Source organism: Corynebacterium pyruviciproducens ATCC BAA-1742, from assembly GCF_000411375.1.
Lineage (GTDB): Bacteria > Actinomycetota > Actinomycetes > Mycobacteriales > Mycobacteriaceae > Corynebacterium > Corynebacterium pyruviciproducens.
The window spans coordinates 350,150-373,129 of the sequence record NZ_KE150446.1 but is presented as its reverse complement, the minus strand read 5'-3'; the positions used below and the strand labels follow the sequence as shown (position 1 = coordinate 373,129).

At 60.7% G+C, this 22,980-nt stretch carries 13 protein-coding genes and 1 pseudogene; 3 read left to right on the top strand and 11 right to left on the bottom strand.

Translation table 11 applies throughout. The annotated features are described in order from the left end of the window. The 11 genes and pseudogenes from HMPREF1219_RS13040 to HMPREF1219_RS01675 form a co-directional block, all read right to left on the bottom strand. Positions 1-1,083: pseudogene (locus HMPREF1219_RS13040) on the bottom strand (thrombospondin type 3 repeat-containing protein); the annotation flags it as partial. A gap of 663 nt (positions 1,084-1,746) precedes the next feature. Further along, positions 1,747-2,649, bottom strand: a complete 903-nt coding sequence (locus HMPREF1219_RS01715) for a uroporphyrinogen decarboxylase/cobalamine-independent methonine synthase family protein (RefSeq protein WP_016457287.1) — start codon at positions 2,647-2,649, stop codon at positions 1,747-1,749. Continuing rightward, on the bottom strand, positions 2,649-3,725 hold the full coding sequence (gene mnmA / locus HMPREF1219_RS01710; RefSeq protein WP_040426750.1) for a tRNA 2-thiouridine(34) synthase MnmA: 1,077 nt from the start codon (positions 3,723-3,725) through the stop codon (positions 2,649-2,651). The genes HMPREF1219_RS01715 and mnmA overlap by 1 nt, the downstream gene beginning before the upstream one ends. Positions 3,726-3,878: 153 nt before the next feature. Continuing rightward, positions 3,879-5,027 carry a cysteine desulfurase family protein gene (locus HMPREF1219_RS01705; protein WP_040426748.1) on the bottom strand — a complete coding sequence of 383 codons (1,149 nt, stop codon included), beginning with the start codon at positions 5,025-5,027 and terminating at the stop codon, positions 3,879-3,881. A gap of 186 nt (positions 5,028-5,213) precedes the next feature. After that, positions 5,214-9,032 (bottom strand): phosphoribosylformylglycinamidine synthase, encoded by a 3,819-nt coding sequence (locus tag HMPREF1219_RS01700; RefSeq protein ID WP_016457284.1) that lies wholly within the window; start codon positions 9,030-9,032, stop codon positions 5,214-5,216. Between the two features lie 847 nt (positions 9,033-9,879). Next, on the bottom strand, positions 9,880-10,335 hold the full coding sequence (gene acpS, locus HMPREF1219_RS12415) for a holo-ACP synthase AcpS (RefSeq protein ID WP_016457283.1): 456 nt from the start codon (positions 10,333-10,335) through the stop codon (positions 9,880-9,882). 498 nt (positions 10,336-10,833) lie between these two features. Continuing rightward, positions 10,834-11,418 (bottom strand): TetR/AcrR family transcriptional regulator, encoded by a 585-nt coding sequence (locus HMPREF1219_RS01695; protein ID WP_016457282.1) that lies wholly within the window; start codon positions 11,416-11,418, stop codon positions 10,834-10,836. 376 nt (positions 11,419-11,794) lie between these two features. After that, positions 11,795-12,739 carry an electron transfer flavoprotein subunit alpha/FixB family protein gene (locus HMPREF1219_RS01690; protein WP_016457280.1) on the bottom strand — a complete coding sequence of 315 codons (945 nt, stop codon included), beginning with the start codon at positions 12,737-12,739 and terminating at the stop codon, positions 11,795-11,797. Positions 12,740-12,758: 19 nt separating this feature from the next. Continuing rightward, positions 12,759-13,544 carry an electron transfer flavoprotein subunit beta/FixA family protein gene (locus HMPREF1219_RS01685; RefSeq protein WP_040427078.1) on the bottom strand — a complete coding sequence of 262 codons (786 nt, stop codon included), beginning with the start codon at positions 13,542-13,544 and terminating at the stop codon, positions 12,759-12,761. A 707-nt stretch (positions 13,545-14,251) separates the two neighbouring features. Next, on the bottom strand, positions 14,252-15,502 hold the full coding sequence (locus HMPREF1219_RS01680; protein ID WP_016457278.1) for a THUMP-like domain-containing protein: 1,251 nt from the start codon (positions 15,500-15,502) through the stop codon (positions 14,252-14,254). A 15-nt stretch (positions 15,503-15,517) separates the two neighbouring features. Then, the gene (locus HMPREF1219_RS01675; protein WP_016457277.1) at positions 15,518-16,372 is read right to left on the bottom strand and encodes an ABC transporter ATP-binding protein; all 855 of its coding nucleotides are present in this window, start codon (positions 16,370-16,372) and stop codon (positions 15,518-15,520) included. Positions 16,373-16,652: 280 nt separating this feature from the next. On the opposite strand from HMPREF1219_RS01675, the gene HMPREF1219_RS01670 reads away from it, so the two are divergent. From HMPREF1219_RS01670 to HMPREF1219_RS01660, 3 genes are all read left to right on the top strand, one after another. Then, positions 16,653-18,590 (top strand): alpha-1,4-glucan--maltose-1-phosphate maltosyltransferase, encoded by a 1,938-nt coding sequence (locus HMPREF1219_RS01670; RefSeq protein WP_016457276.1) that lies wholly within the window; start codon positions 16,653-16,655, stop codon positions 18,588-18,590. A gap of 21 nt (positions 18,591-18,611) precedes the next feature. After that, the gene (gene glgB / locus HMPREF1219_RS01665; RefSeq protein ID WP_016457275.1) at positions 18,612-20,795 is read left to right on the top strand and encodes a 1,4-alpha-glucan branching protein GlgB; all 2,184 of its coding nucleotides are present in this window, start codon (positions 18,612-18,614) and stop codon (positions 20,793-20,795) included. A 425-nt stretch (positions 20,796-21,220) separates the two neighbouring features. Continuing rightward, on the top strand, positions 21,221-22,980 hold a 1,760-nt coding region (locus HMPREF1219_RS01660), incomplete at its 3' end, for a Rib/alpha-like domain-containing protein (protein ID WP_211212597.1).

The following is a 22,980-nucleotide window of genomic DNA, read 5'->3' as shown; positions in this document are numbered from 1 at the left end:
ATCATTCGGATCGGTGCCGTACTTATTGACCTCTTCGCCGTCCTTGAGGCCGTCACCATCGGTATCCGGTTTATTCGGATCGGTGTGGGTCGTGAAAACTTCCTCACCGTCCTTGAGGCCGTCACCATCAGTATCCGGATTATTCGGATCGGTGTGAAGGATCTTTTCCTGAGCATCGGTCAGACCGTCACCGTCAGAATCCTTGTTGGCATCATCTGAAGGCTTTGTGGGCTCAGTGGGATCGGCAGGATTGGTCTCCTCCTGCTTCTTTTTCTCCAACGCTTCCTTCAAAGGGAGAACAAGCACGCGAGAGTTCTTAGTCGTGTACCTTGACATCGCGTTGTAGTTCTGAGGATCGGACCCCTTAGGGTTGATCACCCGCAGTTCGGGGGCATCCTTGCGAAGCTCCACTGGTTTAACGAGCGTGTAGGTCACCTTGTCGTCGCCGACGTTAGAGAGACGGTAGCCCGTCCACGCTTCAAAGCGCTGTTTGAATTGGGAATTCGACATGTAGCCGCTAACCCACTCGCGCTGATGGTTCGTGGTGATACCGAGAAGGATTCCGAGCATCGATTCCTTCTCAACGGCGGCCTCAAAGTAACCGTTAACGTAGTCATCCAGCAACATCGCCAGAAGGTTGCGCGCCGCGACCTTGCGCTCAGGCTCGATATCGCCCCACGTGGGCTGACCGCCGTCAGCGGGAGTAGGACCCCACGTCTCAGTGAGTGGTACGTCCTTCGGGCTCCACATCTGCCAGTTACTGGTTGTGGGGCTCACAAAGCCGTTGGGCTGCTCCGGCATCTTCTGGTTGAGATCGATCGGAATGCCGTAACGCTCGCCCGGAAGCACGCGGATGGGGCCGTGATTCCGGGAGGCGTTAACGTAGTACACGAAGGTTTCTTTGTCGTAACCTTCCGGTACATTCTGATCCAGGCGAGGAGCCGCCTGCGAAACCGACACGATGGGGTTGTGTGGCGCTACGGTGACGCCAGCGACAACCGAAAGAGACGTAGCCGTAGCTACGACAAGGCGAAAGCCGGGGCGCTTCAACAGGCTCTGCTTCTCCTTAGGGGTTGTTGTCATGATGACCTCCAATAAACGTCGTGAAAGTATTGACTTAGAAATAAAACTTACAGGACGTTAAGAATTTACACATTGCACGCATTATTAAAACACAACTCCATAAGAGCGGCAACCCTTCAGACGCGGCACATCGCCTCCGCTAATGACCTTATGGCCAGCCCTTTTATTAGATACCATCCATCCGTCCACACCCGTTTCCAACATAAGTAAGCTTTCATATTTATCTCAGCTTTCATTCTCCATACAATTTTCCTCTTCGTTACCCCCTAAAGATACATGATTTCACCCCCACAATAACCGTATCTATTCACTTCTTAGTCCTAATAAACTGGGCAAATAACTACACCCTACCGGCCATTCCAAAAGGGTGGAAACTAATAATCCGCTAAGAAAGTGATTACCGCCACGATTCAATTTCGTACCTAATAATATCGTTATACTGGTTAAACCAGGTTAAAACAAGTGAAAAATGTGCCGCTCCACTCCCCCGCACACCAGGTAACCAGCACCGGCTAGCTACACACTACCGTAGCCTGAGAAACAGATAAGCACACATGCAATCTAGCGCCGATCATACTATGAGATAAACTTTTCTTAGTTAATGAAACTTTAATAACGCAGGACAATTCGGCACCGCGCGTTGGACAGCGGGCAACACAGAAGCTAGTGAATATACCTATCCAGCCCGTACGCCTCGGCGTACTCCGTGGCACCCCCGATTGCGTACACATCGAAGATCCCCCGGTCCTGACCAAGCTCGCTACACACCCGCTCGAGGTTGACCCGATCTGTGGACACCGCGCACCGGTTGTCGCCACTGAACCTAGATTCCAGCGCCATGCCAGCGGCATCCAAGTCGCGCGACGAAGTAATTGTGGCCACATCAATGAGCGCCCCGCCGTCGGGCACGAGATCCCACACGGGTGCGTACCCACGCTCGTTGATGATGGGGGTGAACCCCTGCGACTCACACACCTCATAAAGCGGAAAGAGAATCTTTTGTAGCTCATCTATGTGCACGGGAGGAAGCGTGTCAAAATCGCTCGTGCCCTCGATCCCGCCACGGCGCACGTCATTGAGGTACGGCTCATCAACCTGCACCACCACGGTGTCCGCCGAGAACCTGCGCTGCACGTCGCGTGCGTGGGCGATGACCCCTGCGGTGAGCGCTTCCGCCACATCGCGGACAGCGCCCGCGTCGCTGAGCACCAGGTGCCCGTTGCTCATCTCCATGGCTGTGGCCATCGACCACGGACCCAGGCACTGGACCTTGACGGTGCCAATTCTCGAGGGCCACAACTCCTCGCACATATCCACGTCACGGCGCAGGAGGTCCCGTGCCCTCGTACCTGCTCTGCTCCCCCGTGCAGTGACTACCCAGCCCCGGGAGCGAACGTCCACGTACAGGCCGTCGAGAAGCGAAGTCGTCCGTCCCACCGGATCGGACCAGGGACCGCGGGTGGAGAACTGCGGGATATGGGGGAGGTCTCCCGTCTCGCTGATGACGATATCGCAGGCCTCCGCAAACGTAGCGGCGGTGACCTCACCGACCCCGAACGCGACCACTAGTGCACCGTACCGCAGATCGTGCCGGAGCCGAGCACGATGTCACCGTCCGGATCTGGTAGGTAGATCACAGCTGCCTGACCACGGGCAACGCCAGAAAGGGGCGTGGACAACGTCAGCGTCATGGTGTCGCCGGAGATGGCTGCCTGGCACGGCACCACCTCGCCGTGGGCGCGTACCTGCACCTCGGCCTCAAACTCGCCGTCGAATGCCGGGTGCAGCTTCTTCAGACGATCCGCGATGATGGTATGGACGGCGAGGTGTTCCCTCGGCCCCACGACAACGGTGCCGGTAGCGGCATCGATGTCCGTGACGTAGCGGGGCCGTCCGTCCTTGGCGGGGACGCGGATGTTGAGCCCCTTGCGCTGGCCAATGGTGTACCCGTACACGCCGTCGTGATCCTGCAGCTTGCGGCCCTCCTCATCCACGATGGCACCCGGGCGCATGCCGATGTTCTTCCCTAAAAACGCCTTGGTGTTGCCATCTGGGATGAAACAAATATCGTAGCTATCCGGCTTCTTTGCCACGGAAAAACCGTGCCGGGCGGCTTCCTCGCGGATCTGCGGCTTCTCCGTATTGCCCACCGGGAAGTAACAGTGCGCTAGCTCGTCGGCGGTGAGCACGCCGAGGACATAGGACTGGTCCTTGTTGGGATCGACGGAGCGGCGGAGGTAGCCATTCTCGTCGATGGTGGCGTAGTGGCCGGTGGCAACGGCATCGAAGCCGAGCGCCAGGCCCCGCTCCAACAGCGCCCGGAACTTAATCTTCTCGTTGCAGCGCAGGCACGGGTTGGGGGTCTCCCCCATCGCGTAGGAGTCAATGAAGTCATCGATAACTTCTTCCTTGAAGCGATCAGAAAAGTCCCACACGTAAAAGGGAATTCCCAGCTTGTCACATACCCGGCGCGCGTCGGCGGAATCCTCCAGGGAGCAGCAGCCACGGGACGACTCACGGACGGATTGCGGGTCACGCGACAGCGCCAGGTGGACGCCGACAACCTCGTGGCCTGCCTCCACCGCGCGGGCGGCGGCCACCGCGCTGTCCACTCCCCCGCTCATTGCTGCTAGAACTCTCACGGTCTACCTCAACATTCTTTGTTCCCGCGTTATTCCCTTGGGACTTTACCGGCTTGTCAGTATAGGACTGAGATGCCGCCACGTGAAAGCTCCGGGGATCAAAGACGCGCGTATTCCCCTCATACCAGTGCGGCACAGGTTGCCGGTGGCTGCCTACGCCATCCCGGCTCTACGCGCGCGTTCCACCACGCCTGGGGCCTGCGCAAGGAGGTAATCCACGTCCTCGTCGGTGGTGGTCCGGCCGAGCGTGAAGCGGATGGCACCGCGGGAGGTCTTCTCCTCCACACCCATTGCCTCCAGCACATGCGACGCCCGGTTGACGCCCGAGGAGCATGCTGAGCCCGCGGCGACCTCGATCCCCAGGGAATCGAACAGCATGATGAGTGAGTCGGCTTCCGCGCCGGGGAAGCTGACAAAGAGGTGGCCCGGAAGGTGCGGGCTGTGCGTATAAATCTCTAGCTTGTCGACGCTCCCCTCCAGCCCCTGCTTCAACCGTGCGGTGAGTTCGGTGAGACGCTGTTTCTCCTCGTCGATCTCTCCCACCGCTTCCTTGAGAGCGACGGCCGTTGCGATGGCCCCGGCCACGTCCTGCGTGCCCGGGCGGATGCCTCGCTGTTGTCCGCCGCCGGTGAGAACCGGCGCGGGTACCGGTGACCGCTTGGTTAGCAGTAATCCCACTCCGCGCGGACCGCCGAACTTGTGGGCGCTGGCGGCGAGGGTGGTTGCACCGAGCGTAGAGAAATCGACGGGCAGATGGCCAACCACTTGGACCGCATCCACGTGCAGTGGCGTTCCCGTCGTCTGGCACTGGGCCGCCACATCCTCGATCGGTTGGATGGCACCGGTTTCATTATTTGCCCACATCACTGCGGCAACTGTTGCCGGCGCGTTGAGCGCCGAGAGATCCCCCACGTGGCCGGAGGACGAAACCGGGAGGTAGTCCACCACGAGTCCGCCGATGCTTCTGCTCAGCGCCTGCACCGTTTCGCGCACCGCGGGGTGTTCGATCGGGGTGGTCACCACCTGCGGGGTCTCGCCCTTGGCTACTGCCGCGTTGACAAACCCACGCACGGCGAGGTTATCGGCCTCGGTGCCGGAACCTGTGAAGATGACCTCGATGGGTTCGCATCCCAGCGCCTCGGCGACAATCTCCCTAGCCTGGGCGAGAACAGATTGTGCCCGCCGCCCCGAGGCGTAGGTTCCACCCGGGTTGAGCACGTCTGCGTGTTCCACCCACGCATCTATCGCGCTGCGGCGCATCGGGGTGGTTGCCGCGTGGTCAAAGTAATGCCGTTGCGTCATACAGACGAGGATAGTGGTGCACGCGGTGGGTGGAAAATGCGGCGCACCCACCGGAGAACGTGCCGGTAGATGCGCCGCAGCTGCGCCATCGCTCCCACATGCACGCCGTCATCTAGGACGGCGTGCCGTCACCCTACCGGCAGACCACCAGGCCGGCCGGTGGGGTGATGCTGATTCGCTCCGGGACTACCGTGATTGAGCCTTGCAGTAGTTAACGGCATTGAGGAAGATATCCTGCGAGTAGATTCCGGGGATATTCTTCATGAGCCCCTCGCGGAAGCGCTCCGGGTGCCCCATCTTGCCCAGGATGCGACCATCGGGGGACACGATGCCTTCGATGGCGTAGCTGGAACCGTTTGGGTTCGCGGGCGCATCCATCGTTGGCGTTCCGTTCTCATCGACGTACTGGAACGCCACCTGGTGCGAGGCGAACAGCGCGCGCGCCTCCTCCTCGCTCACCACGAACCGTCCCTCACCGTGGGACACCGGGATGAGATGTGTTTGGCCCGGTACGAAACTGGACAGCCACGGGGAATCCACCGAGGCAACGCGTGTTGTAGCAATCCGGGACACGTGGCGCAACTGGAGGTTGTGCGCCAGCGTGGGCGAGGTCTCGGTGAGCTTCGCCGGATCACCGTAGGGCAGGAAGCCACTCTTCACCAGCGCCTGGAAACCGTTGCAGATGCCGAGGACGAGGCCATCGCCGGCAACAAAGTTGGCCACGGCACGGGCCACTTCGGGCGTGCGCAGGAAAGCGGCCATGAACTTGGCGGAGCCGTCGGGCTCATCGCCGAGCGAGAACCCGCCCGAAAACGCGAGAATCTGCGCGCCGGAGAGCTTCTCCACAAATGCCCTTGTGTCTTCCTCCAGCATGGCAGGGGTGAGGTTGCGAATGACAAGGAATTCTGTCGTCGCGCCGGCCGCCCGGAAGGCCTCGGCCATGTCGTATTCCGAGTTGGTGCCTGGGAACACGGGCAGCAGCACGTGGGGAGCCGGACCACTGACGGTGCCGTGGGCAGAGACGCTCGACGCTGCTGCACCCTCCTCGGCCGCCGTTTCGTGCGTTGAGGAGGGTTCAGGGAGCACCGTGGCAAACTCCGGCAGTACGTCACCGCGCGCAGTATTGAGCGGGTACACGGTGCGGTACCGTGCTTCGCTGACCTCTGCTGCCTTATCGAGGGTGATTGTCTCAGCGCCGAAGATGAGCTTCCCGTCCTCTGTGGTGTGGCCGAGGAGCTGTACGTTGCGAGGGACGGATGCGCCCTGCTCTACGGCGAACACGATGCCACCGAGGGCTCCTTGTGCCCAGTCAACGTCCGCATCCGGCGCGGACTCAAAGCCCACACCGTTACCGGCAGCCATGTTGACAATGGTCGCGCCGAGTCCGGCTTGGGTGACGGCGGAGGCTGCCTGTACAGCCCCACTGCGGGCGAATTCGGTGAACGCAGCAAAGTTGTCACGCAGTGTGTCGTAATCCGGTTCGCCGGAAGCCAGCGGGGTGTGAGCGATGAGGTACACATCCATACCGGGTGCGGGGATCGCGGCGCTTATCGCGTCGCAATCGTCCATCGTCGCGACGGCGAAGGTGACAAGAGTCGGCGGAACATGGAGATCCTCGCCGTAGGTTCCGCTCATAGAGTCCTTGCCACCGATGGCCGCAACCTGGAAAGCATCCTGGGCCTCGAGAAGGCCAAGGAGGGCCTGCGTGACCTGGCCCCAGCGCTCCGGAACCTGGTCCAGCCGCTCGAAGTACTCCTGTACGGTCAGCCACGCGGTAGTGGGATCGGCACCGGCGGCGGTGAGACGGGCGAGAGCCTCCACCACGGAGTACGCGCCCATGAGGAACGGCGAGTCACTGGCGAGCTGCGGGCTGAACCCGTACGTCATCACCGATGAGGTGGACGTGCCACCGGGCACCGGGAGGGCCTGAATAGAGGCCATCTCAAAAGTCTTTTGCGTGGCTCCGCCGAACGGCATGAGCACGGTGGACCTGCCCACGGTGGAGTCGAACTGCTCAACCATGCCTTCCTGCGATGCTCCAGCAGGTGTTGCCAGAGCCTCGGCGACACTCGCCGGGCGCGGGCTGGCCGTTTCCATCGGCACGTCCACCATGGCAACATCCTGCTCACGGTCGGCACCGTTGGTATCAATGAAGGAGCGTGAAAGATCGAGAACCTTCTCGTCTCCCAGGAACATCCGCAGGCGGCCCGTGTCGGTGACTTCTGCAAGTTGAGTCGCCTCGAGGTTCTCGATCTGTGCAAGTTCGACAAACCGGGATGCGTCGTCCGGCCGCACGACAACGGCCATCCTCTCCTGGGATTCAGAGATGGCGATCTCACGAGCATTTAGTCCCGCGTACTTCAGCGGCACGCGCTCCAGGTGAATATCGAGGCTATCGGCAAGTTCACCAACCGCCACCGCAACGCCGCCGGCACCGAAGTCGTTGCAACGCACGATCATCTGCGCTACCTCGGGGTTGCGGAACAAACGCTGAATCTTCCGCTCGTTGACGGGGTTACCCTTTTGCACCTCGGCGCCGGAGGTTCTCAGCGAGTGATCATCGTGTGCCTTGGACGAACCCGTGGCACCGCCGATACCGTCGCGGCCCGTGCGACCACCGAGGATGATGACCACGTCACCGGCCTGAGGATCCAGACGCTTGACGTTTTCCACCGGGGCTGCGGCAACAACCGCGCCCAGCTCCATTCGTTTGGCCACGTAGCCCGGGTGAACGAACTCGCGCACATTCGTCGTCGCAAGCCCGATCTGGTTGCCGTAGCTGGAGTAGCCGGCAGTAGCTCGGGCGGAAATATCCGCCTGCGGGAGCTTGCCTTCCAGGGTGTTCTCCCGCGGCGTGTTGATGTCACCTGCGCCGGACAGGCGCAGAGCCTGGTACACCCACGAACGCCCGGAAAGGGGATCACGGATCGCTCCGCCCAGGCACGTCGAAGCCCCACCGAACGGCTCAATCTCTGTCGGGTGATTGTGCGTCTCGTTCTTGAACATCAAGAGCCAGGGTGCTTCCTCGCTTCGCTCGGAAGCACGCTCACCCACAACCACCTCGGAAGCACGTGAATCCACGGGCTTCCTCGCGTTGACATACACGGAGCAAGCGTTGATCTCTTCGGAAACCTCTTGGTCATCCATGACACCGGTGCGACGAAGCTCACGCCCCATGATCGTGCCAAGGTCCATGAGTGTGCGGGGCTTTGCGGTGCGTCCATTGGCTTCGCGCAGCTCCTCGTAACGGCGAAGAGCACGATCGAGTTGCTCGCTGAACCGTCCGCCCTCATTAGCGATGTTCGTAAGTTGCGTGTTGAACGTGGTGTGCCTGCAGTGATCCGACCAGTACGTATCCAATACCGAGAGCTCAACATCGGTCGGCGTGCGACCTTCCTCACGGAAGTAGGCCTGGATTGTCTCCAGATCAGCCAAGCTCATCGCCATCCCGCGCTCCTTAATGAGCGCCTCAAGCCCGTCCTCCTCAAGCTCGTTAAAGCCCGGATACTGACGCAAGGGTTCCACCGCACCCGTGGCCGGAGCTTGGAGAACCTGCATGTTCTTTTCACCAGACTCCACGGGGTTGATGAGGAAGCTGCGAATCGCCGCACGCGCCTCATCGGACGGTGCCGGTGCGAAAACGTAGAGAACTGCCGAGTAGATCGTGGCATCCGTTTCAGGCTGGACTAGCCGCAGGGCCTGGTTGGCCGCGTCAGCACGCTGATCGTACTGGCCAGGAAGCGGCTCCACAGCGAGGAAGCTCGGTGCTTCGTTGAGGAGCTCAGTCAGCTGTTGCTCCGTGAGCTCATCATCGACGCGATCATCCGATACAACGGAGGAGCTCAGGGCTTCCAGATCCGCGTCGGTCGCGCCGAAAACGTCGTACACGTTGATGATCTGCACCGAATCCAGGTGAACTCTGGCGAGGTTGTTCAGCGTTGAGAGCAGTGCTCGCTCCTCGTCGCGGAATTGTGGTTTGCGTCGGACTGCGAAGCGTGCATCCATGAGGGGGAGGGCCTTCCTTGCATTAAATTTGGCTAATCTTCCGTGGCTATTCTAGTCTGCTTCACTCTCCTAATTGGCAATCCTCTCCCTCCCCCGCCCGTATCCGTTCGCCCAAGGGCAATTTCGCGTCCCGTCCGACCCGCTTCACCCGCCTCATAACCGCTGTCCCAGCCGCACATTTTTCACAGGTTGCCGCCTTTCCCACATTGGAATGCGCCCACAGTGACCGCACAACGGACACCCTTCACCAGCAACCATAATCACTTTTTAGGGACGCTCAGTATTGGTGTATTTTTTCTTTGGCAAAAAGTGCGAGACGGGCTGGACAACGGCACAAAAAAGTGTATTGTAATCATCCGGCCCGGAAAGATTGTTCAACTATTTGAGCAACAACCGTGCAACACCATCAGTTAGCTTGTAGAGGGAAGAGGAGAAATGAGTCGCATATCGCTTATTCTCGGTGGTCTCATGGCGGCTGGCGTGCTGTTCCAGTCTGTTCTCATCATGGCAGTGCCCGCCTAAACCATTAGATGCCGGTAGCCGTTCAGCGCCCCGCCTCGGGGTAAGAGCAGCACCCGTGAGAAGCCAAGAATCGGTGCACCATTACCGATAGCTTCGAGCCACACCGAATCATTCAACAAAGGCCACAGTGGTCGTATTCGATCCACTGTGGCCTTCGCCTTTCCCCGGCTGCCAATCTCAATCACAATTGCAGCCGTCGCTTTGACTAACGCTTAGTCCCGGGACCGCTTCGCACCGGCTAATGTCCGAAGTCTGTACTAGTCCTGCAGCCCCACGGTTCCGGCTAAATCAGCATGCAGCCTGCGGCACTCCGCAGGGAACTCGTTTACGTGGGAATTCCGTCGCCCACTTCCCTCTGCGCCACAACAACTGCCACCGCATAATCGCCACCGTGGCTCAACGAGACGTCCCACGACACATCGGACGGCGCGAGCCGGGCAATGTCACCCCGAAGGTGCAGGCTCGGCCGCCCATTAGCATCGTTTCGCACCTCAATCTCGGACCAACAGACCTCTTCAGGTGCAAGAGGTGGCGGAGCCGGGGCAATAAAGGCACTCCACGCCTTGATGAAGGCTTCTTTTGCTGCCCATCGCACAGCAAAATGCTGCTCGGGGCATCCAGTCACCGCCGCCCGCCGGTGAACACAGCGCTGCTCATAGGGTGTAAAAACGCGAGCGAAATGCGTTCCTGGGCTAGCTAGCTGCTGCGCAAAGTCCGGGACAAAAACCACATCAACACCCACGCACGAGCACCCCGGAACGACGACGCGCGGAAAGCACATCGGTGAATCCTTGCCACTGGCTTTCTTTATACCGGGATCCTTCGTCCTTTTCTGTTACATGGAAGCAGGACCGACGGCGCGATTGCAGTTCGCCTGCGTGGGGCGCGAGTCCTGATTTAGGAGAGTTGTGAGCACTGCTTCTTAGTGCTGGTGACCGTTTGCTGGTTCGATCACCGTTTGCTGGTTCGGTCACCGTTTCATGACGCTGGTCGTCGCAGCTTTAGGGCAAAACAGCAAGCCGAAAGCTGGAAGGCAAGAACGGCGGCACAAAAGCCGCGGACAAACCAGTGCGCCAGGAACTGGTCACCAACAGCGGCGGGCGAAAAACAATAGGGCAAACCAGTGCGCGAGAAGCTGGTTACCAACAACCGCGGGCCAAAACAAGGGGCCAACGCTTACGTTTTAGTGCAACGGAGGCCAATACACCCGGAGGACCACCGCGCCCCCACCGATTTCAAGGACACACGCAAAACGGGCCGAAGGCGGCGCGAATCGTCGCTACAGCTTCATTCCCTCTGCGATAAACGAAATCTGCTCATGAAGCCTGTTCCTCATGTATTTTGCCTCGTCGCGATCGATAGTGACACGGACGAGCTCCATGTACATGATGGCGTAGATACTCGCTGCCACCTGACGGGCGGCATCCTTGCCCAGGCCACGGCGAAGAGCGAACGCATAGATGCGCCGCTCAAAATCCCGGATGAGCATGATGGCGTGCTCCCTGCGTGGCCCCGTCGACGTGCCGAACAGCACTTCCCACTGGAACGCCAGCATGTTGTCGCGCGACTCCTCCATCGCCTCCACGATCGGGTCAATGAGCGCATGGGCGCGCTCCACTAAGCCTGCGGAATCAGGAAGCGCCTCCTCAGCCTCGAGCCCGTGCTCGACCACTTCCGTGTAGACGGAGATCAACAGTTCGGCTTTGAAACCAGCATGACGGAAAAACGTGCCTGTGGACATCCCCGATGCAGCTGCCAGCTGGGCCGTGGTCACCGATTCATAGTCGTTGTTGAGGAAAACATTGCGGGCGGCCTGGAGCACGGCCTGTTCCCTCTTCGCCCGGTTTTCTTCTCGCTTTCCCATGATGAGATCACTGTACCGTCATTGTGACTCTCTCAATACCCAGCCAGATCTTTGGCATGTATCACAGGATTATGAGCGCCGTGCGTGACTTCCGCTTCCTCGCCCCTCCCCTCCTATCGGGCCCCCGATCACTTCGACACAATTCCCCTCACTGTGCGTAGCTACTGCAACTGTGCCGATGCCAATTGCCCTCAACGCAAGGACCGAGCCGACTCCACGGACATACATGCCCGGCGAGAGTTTCCACCACTGCCCAGAACGCGCCCGAGTTGTATCTTGCTGGGCCAAAAAAATTTCTCCCCTCGTCCCCGCAACGCGGGGAACAGCACGGCGTGGAAACGCTGACGGGGAGAAACATGGATGTGGCTACATCCCTTTAGGAGGTCAATCCCTTGGCTTTGCGGCGATCAGTGATCTCCTGGATGAGGGCCGGGACGATCTCGTTAACATCACCAACGACGCCGATATCGGCGATTTGGAAGATGGGTGCGTCCTCGTCCTGGTTGATCACCACGATGCGCTTTGAGGTCTGCATGCCCGAGGTGTGCTGGATAGCACCCGACAGGCCGAGCGCGATGTACAGCTCCGGGGAGACGGTTGCGCCGGTTTGACCCACCTGGTACTCGGCCGGGTAAAAATCGTCATCCACGGCATCACGGGTGGCACCAACTGCACCACCGAAGAGATCGGCGAGAGGCTCGACCAGCTCGGTGAAGCCCTCCGCCGAACCCACGCCACGGCCGCCGGAGACCACCACATCAGCCTGCGGCAGCGCGGGCCGTGCGCCCGGGGTGTGCGGAGTGAAGCTCACCACGGTGGGGTCGAGGACTCCGGCCTCAGGCAGGGCGAGGTCCATGAGCGTGCCATCGGCCTCCTGGTTGACGGGCTCGACAACGCCCGCGCGCAGCGTGTAGATGGGGCTCGTTCCACCCACGGCAAGGGTGGTCCCAATCTTGTCGCCAAAGATCGACCCACGGGCGGTACCATCCGCGTTGATCGCGACAACATCGGTGAGAACACCGGAGCTCAACCGGGCAGCCAACCGACCGGCGATCTCGTTGCCCTCTTCCGACCTAGAAATGACGATCGGACCAGGGGTCTGCGAGGCGAGAATGCTCAGCGCATCCACCTCGGGGATGACGAGGCGCTGGCCCGTAAACGGCGCGCGGATGATCGTCTTGGCTCCTTGAGTAGCCAAAGCGTCCGTCGCGTCGGCGGGGAGCGAACCAACGACAACAGCCGTCACGTCACCCAGAACGCGAGCCGCGGTGATGAGCTCACCGTTGATCCGCGAGGAGTCTGTTGCAAGTACGTACACCATAGTTTTTCATCACTCCTTGTTAGATCAGGTTCTCTTGTTCCAGGTAATCCGCGATGGCGGCAGCCCCTTGGCCGTGATCGTAGATCATTTCGCCCTGCTCACGCGGCGGGTGCACTTCCGCATTCTGGACAACGGTAGCCGAATAATTGAGTCCCACCTGGGTCGGCTCGACTCCGAGATCGGCAAGCGTGAGCGTGGGGATCTCCGCCTTTTTTGCCGCCGCCAGCGACTTGAAGTTGGGGAAGCGTGGCGCCGCTGCCTTGTCCGTCACGGAGAGGATGGCGGGAAGCGACGCGGACAGCTCGGTGACCCCCGCGTTGGTAACGCGCTTGGCCGAAAGAGTGTTGCCCCCGATCGAGGATTCGACACAGTACGTAAGTGCTGGTACCTGGCGGTACTCGGATAGCAGCCCGGGGATAGCACCCATCGCACCGTCGGAGGAACCGGATCCACACACGATGAGCTGGAGATCCTCGATGGTGTTCAGTGCGTTGGTGAGAACCCACGTGGTGCCAAGTACATCGGCGCCGGCGATAGCGTCGTCAGCGACAAGAATTGCCCGGTCACACCCCATGGCGATGGCCCTGCGCAGCGCCTCAGTGGACCGCTCGGGGCCCACGGTGACGGCGACAACCTCGGAACCTTCGAGCTGTTCTTTCAGCCGTAGGGCCTGCTCGACGGCGAACTCGTTCACCTCGTCGAGCACCTCATCCACGCCCTCGCGTTGGAGGGTGAAATCGGGTTCCAAGGATTTTTCGGACCATGTGTCCGGCACGTGCTTAACAAGCACTGCAATCGCAGGCATCTTCACACCTTTCGTCTGTACATTCACGTCTGTCATGGATTCACTGTCTTAGAGAGTCTAACGCGAGATCACACGCAATCAATTATGCACGCGAACAATCGTTACAAAACTACCGCATCCAACAATGAACTATCTAGTTCGGTTTAAATAGTCTAACTAGTCTACTTGATGCCGGAAACGACGCTGCGAGTAACTCCCCCATGCACCGCGCTCTGCTGGTTACACACGCTGCTATTAACGGCTTCATTGAGCAATGCGCGTCCCCGTGCGCCTGCTGTACAACTCCCGCGATTTGGAACCACGTCCCCATTCTCGCGCCTTGTCCCTGTTCTCGCGCCTCGTCCCTATTCTCGCGTTCCGACCCCGTTGCTGCTCTTCGTCCCCGTTCTCGCACTTTGTTACCTGCTCGCACCGCGCCCGCTTTCCCCGCGCAGCACCCTCCTCCAGGCAGCACCGCATTCGACTGTGCGCGCACTACAGCTTTCCCTACCCGCACCATATTCGCACCACATTCGCACCAGATTTCGTGCAGCATTCGCCTCTGCCGTCTCATTAGCCCACACGCGCAATAGGCCTGCAACTACGAGGATGCTTTATTCATATAGATGCTGCGTGCTCCACACGGGATATATATGGATGTTGTGCGCACCGCACCGGATCCAGATAGTTTCTGTGTGTTCCGCGTGAGTGGCGCGAGGGCTACCGGGTCACGCCCGTTGACGCGGGCCACAGATGAAGGCTGAGGCGGTCTTGCCAATCCGGGTGACGACGATGCCTATGGACCTGTCCCCTGTGGGCTTCAGCTTCTTGCGCAGGAGGTCCGGGTTGAGGTCCACACCGCGGACGAGAATCTCCAACGCGCCCGGGTGGTACGGGGCGAGGGCCTTTTTCAACTTCTTCAGTGGCACCTCATCCAACACCTCAAAGCCGCTGTACCCGGCGGGTATCGAGTCACCTGTGAGGTGGGCGATGCGGTGATCGAGCATCCACAAGCCCTCACGAACGGCAAACTGGGACACGAGTCCCGCCCTCACGATGGCGCCATCCGGGTCGATGATGAACCGGCCTGGCTCTCTTACCAGGTCATTGGGCGCGACATCTGCGGGATCGGCCGAGCAGGTGATGCGGTCGACAACCCGCTGCCCGCGGATGATTACCGCCTCCCGGCGCGCGCCACCGGAGAGCCCCGGGGTAAAAAGGCACACTTCCTTTACGCCACCGTCGACGCTCGTCACGGAGACCAGACCTTCCCAGCCCGAGTAGTCGATTCCCGGCGCGCACTTCACGGCGAGCTCCTGCCCACGGTGCGCGGCGATGAGATCCGGCAACGGCGGGAGCAGCTCCTCCGGGCGCGGGATCCTGCGCCCGCCCGCGCGCCTGGCGGGGTCGGCGATGCACACGGGGGCCAACGATGTGTGCGCAAGTGCATCGGCAACAAACACCGGCCGCCCCGTGTTGTACCGAGCGCACATGACGCGCGCCAGGTCAAGGTCGCTGCCGATAACCGGCGTACCGGAAAACGGGGTTGGATGGAGCCCGTCCGTGTTCCTCCCGTCACCGTTGGTTTCTTTGGCTGCGGTCGCCCCGCCGGCGCTCTTTGTGCGCTGAGGGTCTCCATTGGCGATCTCCGTGCCGATGGAGGTGGTGAGATCGTGCACCAGCTGGGTGGGGAAAAATTCCCGGATTCGTCGCTGGCGCTCTGCCGTGACGGCGGGTGGGGTGGCCTGCTCGGCGGCTTCTAGCGGGTAGATCCAGTGGGCGGGGAGCCCCTTGCGAGCGCCCACGACGCGGGCGCGCAGAAGCTCGCTTACGCACCTACCGAACTCGCCGAACCGCTTCTTCAGGTACTCGGCATCGGCGATGGCGGTTGTGGGTGTTAGCCCCACCCGGTGGGCCGCATCGGCGATCTCGTCCGCGTGTGTGGCGCAAAAGACTACTTCCTCAGGGCTGAATGCCATGGCCTAGCGGGGCTTCTAGTCTTTGTCCGAGGCGAGTGGAGAGCGGTGGGTGCCACCACGACGCAGCCGCCGCGCGAAGAACCGCCCGTCGATCTTGTCCAGGGCAATCGGTTGGTGGAAGCAAGTGGTGAGATTCTTCGCGGTGATGACCTCGTCGATGGGCCCCTGGGCGACCACCTCCCCTTCGTCGAGAAGCAAAGCATTAGTGAAGCCGGCGGGGATCTCCTCCACGTGGTGGGTGACCATCACCACGGCGGGGGCATCGGGGTCGGCGGCCAGGTCCGCGAGGAACTGCACCAGATCCTCCCGGCCACCGAGGTCGAGGCCGGCACCCGGTTCGTCGAGAAGCAACAACTCAGGGTTGATCATGAGGGCGCGAGCGATCATGACGCGCTTCTTCTCACCCTCTGACAGCGTCCCCCACGTGCGATCACGCAGGTGAAGGGCGCCGACCTGCTCCAAAATGTCGATGGCCTGGTTGTAGTCCATCTCCTCGTACTCCTCGCGCCACCGGCCGAGGATGGCGTAACCGGCAGAAATAACGAGATCGGCGACCTTCTCCTTTGGCGGAATGCGCTGGGCGACGGCCGTCGAGCTGATGCCGATCTGCGCGCGGAGGTCCCGCATATCCGTCTTGCCCAGCTGCTCCCCCATGAGGAAGGCGGTGCCAGAGGAGGGGAAATCGGAGGCCCCGGCGATCCTCATAAGCGTGGTCTTGCCGGCACCGTTGGGGCCGATGACAACCCACCGCTCGTCCAGTTCTACCTGCCACGTAAGCGGCCCTAACAGCGTGCGCCCGTCGCGGGCGAAGGTGACATCGGAGAAGTCAATGACGAGATCTGGGTTGTAGTCGTTCACACTTCCTATCATGGCCCAAAAACCACCTCCCGTGTGGGAGCAACGCGACGCACAGCCCGCCGCAGCCTCCTCAGTCCCCCCGGGGATACGGGCCATACCGAGGACCCGGCACGCCGGGTGCCACTCTGTGCTGGCTCGATGCACCGGCGTGCCGCGGCCCGCCCCGAGCATCCGCCAGCGCCCGTGAGAGCGACGAACCGTCCGGATGCCTCGGCGAGCGGCGTGTTGCGAACGACGGAGAAAAATCCCGTAAACCACATACGGAAGAGTAATTTTCACTAGGCTATGAACTATGACTGGACGCATTGCCATAGATGACATCCGACCTGTAATTAACTGCGGGTCCTATCCAGCTAAGGGCACTGTTGGTGAGGTAATCCCCATCTTCGCGCTCGTCTGGAGGGAGGGACACGATGCCGTCGGCGCAACCTGCGTTGTCACGGACCCCCACGGGCACGAAACCGCCATCCCTATGGTGGCCCGGGAGGAGGAACCCGACAAGTTCAACGCACTGTTCGTGCCCGATCAGATGGGCATGTGGAGCTTCCGCATCGAGGGGTGGGACCACCCCATGCAGAGCTGGCGCCATAACGTAGAAGCCAAACTCGACGCTGGCCAGTCAGAGGAGGAGATGGCCAACGATATCGAGATCGGCGCACGCCTGTGCACCGAAGCCGGCCTCACCGATGTTGTCACACTCCTCCACTCCGATGCGCCGCTGGCGGACAAGATTCACAAGGCCATGGAGGAAACCAAGAAGGCCCCGCCGCTGCGCCACTTCCTCACCCGGACCACCGAGTTCAGGATCTTTGTGGAGCGCCGCAAGGCCCTCGTCTCCTCGTGGTATGAGATTTTCCCCCGCTCCACCGGCGGCCTGGACGAGAACGGGAAGCCCATCCACGGCACCTTTGCCACCACCGCGGAGGAGCTCCCCCGCATCAAGGAGATGGGCTTTGACACGGTGTACCTGCCCCCCATCCACCCCATTGGCAAGGTGAACCGCAAGGGCAAGGACAACACCCTCATCGCCGAGCCGGACGATGTGGGCTCCCCGTGGGCCATCGGTTCGGACGAGGGCGGACACGAGGCGGTGCACCCGGAGTTGGGCACCGTGGAGGATTTTGAGGCGCTGGTCAAGCGCGCCGAGGACCTCGGCATGGAGATCGCGATCGACCTCGCCCTCCAGTGCGCTCCCGATCACCCGTGGGCGAAGGAGCACCCCGAGTTCTTCACCATTCTGCCCGACAACACCATCGCCTTTGCGGAGAATCCGCCGAAGAAGTACCAGGATATCTACCCGCTCAACTTTGATAACGCGCGCAAGACGATCTACAACAAGATCCTTGAGCTGGTTTTGCTGTGGATTCGCCGCGGTGTGAAGACGTTCCGGGTGGATAACCCCCACACCAAGCCGGCGAACTTCTGGCACTGGCTGATCTCCGAGATCCACGCCGAGCACCCCGAGGTCATCTTCCTCGCTGAAGCGTTCACCCGCCCACCGCGCATGTATGGACTGTCCAAGGTGGGATTCAGCCAGAGCTACAACTACTTCACGTGGAAGACAACCAAGCGCGAGCTCACCGAGTTCGCCACGGAAATTTCCAGCATGGCGGACGTGTCCCGCGCCAACCTGTTCACCAACACGCCGGATATCCTCCACGCAAGCCTGCAGTACGGCGGCCGGGCAATGTTCGCCATCCGCGCCACACTGGCCGCCACGATGAGCCCGGTGTGGGGCATCTACTCCGGCTTCGAGCTGTTCGAGCACGAGGCCGTGGCACCCGGCTCGGAGGAGTACAAGCACTCGGAGAAGTACGAGCTTCGCTCGCGCGACTTCAGCCAGGACAACCTGTCTGATTACATCGGGCTGCTCAACCTCATCAGGCGCAAGAACCCCGCCCTGGCGCAGCTCCGTTTCATTCACTTCCACGAGCTCACCAACGATCAGATGCTTGCCTACTCCAAGGTCGATCCAGAGACCGGAAACGTCCTGCTCATCGTGGTGAACCTCGATTCCCACTACGCGCAGTCCGGGATGCTCACTCTCGACATGGATGCGCTTGGCTTGGACGAGAGCGCAACGTTCCCCGTCCACGACCTCATCTCGGGCGAGGACTACGAGTTCTCCAAGGTGAACTACGTCCGCCTCGAACCGTTCAAGAACGTGGCCCACATTTTTAAACTTCCCACCGTTGCCCCCGAGCGCCGCGCACCCCTTGCGTGGAGATAGATTGAGAGGAATTTTTTCACTATGCAGTCTCTAGGAATCCCCGAGCCCGACCTCGATCTTCTGCGCCGGTGCCAGCACTACTGCCCCCACGACCACTACGGTTTCCACACCACCGATGACGGTGCGGTGGTCCGGACGCGTCAGGTGGGCGCCGAGGGCGTGTTCTTGCTTATCGACGGCGACAGTCACCCCATGGAGTTGCTCGGCGACGACATTTGGGCCATCCACCTCGATGACGGCACCCCACGCGACTACCGCTTCAGTGTCAAGTACCCGCTCATCGACGCCGTGGAGAAGGCCGACCCCTACTTCTTCCTGCCCACACTCGGTGACCAGGACATTTACCTGATCGGCGAAGGCCGCCACGAGCGCTTGTGGGAGGTGTTGGGCTCGCACGTCCACTCCTACGAAACGGAGCACGGAACGGTAACCGGCACCTCGTTCGCTGTGTGGGCACCATCGGCCAAGGGTGTTGCTGTCATCGGCGACTTCTGCAGCTGGAACCCGTCCCAGTACCCGATGCGGGCGCTGGGCAGCAGTGGCGTGTGGGAGATCTTCATCCCTGACGTTGCCGAGGGCACGGTGTACAAGTACGCGATCCACACCGCCTCCGGCGAGCGCCTGGACAAGGCGGATCCCATGGCCCGCCAGGCGGAGGTTCCGCCGGCGACCGGCTCTGTGGTCACCAGCTCGGATTACGAGTGGAAGGACGGGGAGTGGGTCGAGTCTCGCTCCCACAACTCCCCCACCACTGAACCGATGAGCATCTACGAGGTGCACCTGGGCAGCTGGAAGCAGGGCTTAAGCTACCAGCAACTCGCCGATGAGCTCGTCGATTACGTCGACGGCATGGGCTACACCCACGTTGAGTTCCTGCCCGTCTCCGAGCACCCGTTCGGTGGCTCGTGGGGTTACCAGGTCACCGGCTACTACGCTCCCACCTCCCGGTTTGGTTCCCCCGACGATTTCCGTGCGCTTATCGACGCCTTCCACGCCCGTGGTATCGGTGTCATCATGGACTGGGTCCCCGCGCACTTCCCCAAGGACGAGTGGGCCCTCGCCCGCTTCGACGGTTCCGCGCTGTATGAGCACCCGGACTGGCGCCGCGGCGAGCAGAAGGACTGGGGCACGTACGTGTTCAACTTCGGCCGCAACGAGGTGCGCAACTTCCTCGTTGCCAACGCACTGTACTGGGTGGATCAGTTCCACATCGACGGCCTGCGCGTGGATGCCGTGGCGAGCATGCTGTACCTCGACTACTCGCGCGAGGACGGCGAATGGGCACCTAACCAGTACGGTGGGCGCGAAAACTTGGAGGCGGTCCAGTTCCTCCAGGAGATGAACGCGACGGTGCATAAGCTGCACCCGGGAATCGTCACCATCGCCGAGGAATCCACCAGCTGGCCGGGCGTCACGGATTTCACCTCCAACGGCGGCTTGGGCTTCACCTTCAAGTGGAACATGGGTTGGATGCACGATACGTTGGAGTACTTCGGCCACGACCCGATTCACCGCTCCTACCACCACAACGAGGTCACCTTCGCCATGGTGTACCACTACAGTGAGCGCTTTGTTCTGCCCATTTCCCACGACGAGGTGGTTCACGGCAAGGGCACCCTGTGGCAGCGGATGCCCGGTGACGCCTGGAACAAGGCCGCGGGGCTGCGTACCCTGCTCGCCTTCATGTGGAGCCACCCCGGCAAGCAACTGCTCTTCCAGGGGCAGGAGTTTGGCCAGGTGGGCGAATGGAACGAGTCCGACTCCCTGTACTGGGCTGATATGGATGGCTGGGAGGGCGAATACCACCGTGGTATTCAAAAGCTCACCCACGATTTGAACTCCGTGTACACCGATAACCCGGCCTTTTACACGCAGGATTTCCAGACCGAGGGCTTCCGCTGGATCAAGGCGGACGATGCCGATAACAACATCCTCGCCTTCGTTCGCACCGGCGACGATGGCTCCAAGGTGTTGTGCGTATTCAACTTCGGCGGGTACTCGCAGCCGAACTACACCGTCGGTGTCCCCGAGCCCGGCGTGTGGAAGCGCATCCTCAATACCGACGAGGACGTGTACGAGGGTGCCGGCAACTTCCTCGAGTTCGAGGCACAGTCCGACGAGCGCCCGTGGGATGGTTGCGATCACTCCGTGTGCATCCACATCCCGGCGATGAGCGCTCAGTTCTACGCCTTAGATCAGCACTAAGTAAACTCCCTGACGCGCCTGCCCCGCTCGGGCAGGCCGAGGTTGCACAACTGCACGCAAGAAGTCCGGCTCCGGCCGGACTTTTTTGGCGTCACGCCTAACAGCGCGCGAAGTCTGCCCCCCTCCCCTATGAAGTTCCGGCCCGGAGCCTGGCTAAAACCACCGACACCTCAGACTGGCAAATCTCCGGTATCCTCGGCCCGAACAGCGAAAAGGCACGAAAACCACAAAACACCGTTCTCCGCTTTCCACCAAGTGCAACGGGGCTCCCGCGGGGCCCACCCCGCTTTCTCCCCCTGTGTTCGCCTTCCCCATTGGTGTTTCAACCCGCCGTAATAGAAAGTATGGTGCGAATCAACCGCGCATGAGGGTGCAGTCGCACAATCCCCCCATGCAACTGGCAAAAAAGCTTTATACTCGGCAGTATGAAATCTAAGAGATTTTCAGCTAAACAGCGCATGCTTGGCCTGCTCACGGCCACGTCCCTGGCGGTCACCGGCGCTGTGGTAGCTCCAGCAACGGTTCTACCTCACGCCACCGCGCAAAATACAGCGAACGAAAACACCCCCGTGTGGGATGGCGTGAGCTACGCCACGACCACGCTGAAGTTGGATGGGAAGGACACGCCCGTTGCCACCGTTCAGGCGGGCAAAGACAACGTACTCAAGCCCACGATCACAAAGCCACTCCCTGAGGGCTACTACATCACGTTCAATATCGGCGAGGGCGTGGATCAGAATTATCACTGGACCTCGACAACCGAAAACAACGTGGTGACGGTGACGGTTCCCAAGGGAACCGACCAAGGCATGGTGCGGCACTTTGACTTCACCGTCCGAAAGAAAGACCACAGCGTTGTGGGTAAGATTCCGGTGACCGTATACGTGGCCCAGCCGGATAACCCAATGAATGGCCGCTTTGAACCCGCCAAGGTGGAAAAGGACGTTCAACCAGGTAAGTCGGTCACATTCAGTGTGGCTAATAAGGACTTCCCCGAGGGCACCACTTTCACTGCTGCGCAGGGCAATCTTGAGGGATGGACCTCTCAATTGTCCAAGGATGGCAACTGGACAGTCACTGCCCCCGCTGATTCCGTCGTGGGCACCAAGAAGCCCCTAGCTTTTGTTGTGAAATACCCCGACGGCACGTCGGACACCGCTCTTGCCACTATGACGGTCGCACAGCCCGATAATCCCATCGCGGACAGGGAGAACCCGAAGTACGGTGACGTATCGGTGCTCCCCGGTGGCAGCGTAAAAATTGCGCTTTCCACGCCTCTCACCAATGTACGCGAGGTTCGCGCCCCGCAGGTGAATAAAGGCTGGAAGGTATCCCCGGAGATAAGCAAGGACGGCACATTCACCATTACTGTGCCGGAAACAGCAAGGCCGAATGTGTACTACGAGTGGCATCCAGTCGTTGTCTACACCGACGGCTCTCACGAAGCCGCCACCGTGAAGGTCTTCATTAAGCAGGGCGAAACGGGAAATCTCGCTGCTGAGTACGATCCGTCCTACGGCGAGCTCATCCAGAACGTCAAGATCGGCACATCGTCACCTATCAAGCTGACATCGAAGGTGCCGCAGAGGACAAAGTTCTCCATCAGTGGAGCCGACGAAGCGAGCAAGTTCAACTACCGCATCAACGAGAACACCGGTGAGATCACTGTCAATCCTGATAAGACCTTGGCCGCCGGCGCGTGGGTCCAGCGCACTGTCACTGTCCGCTACAGCGATAACTCAGTGGACCAGATTTCGGTCAAGCTCGTTGCCCAGACTGATCTGACGAAGCCTGTTCCGCCGTACGATAAGGACAAGCCGGAGCAGAAGTATGCCAACAAGTACGCGCCTGCGTACCCGTCTGAGGTGCAGGTGACTGCCGGCGAAAATAAGCAGGTAAAGCTAGAGGGCGATACGGACCTCCCCGAGGGAACTTCTTTCCACGCCCCGAAGTCTTCTGATCCGACGAAGCTGGATTTCGCCGTTGAGGAGAAAACGGGCCTCATCAAGATCTACCCCTCGGCATCCCTCGGTGATAGCAGTAGCGTGACGATCCCCGTGACCGTTCACTACCCCGATAACTCGACGGATGAAATCAACGTCAAGGTCGTGGTTAAGAAGAAGCAAACAACCACTACCAAGCCGACCGAGCCCACCACCAAGCCGACCGAGCCCACCACCAAGCC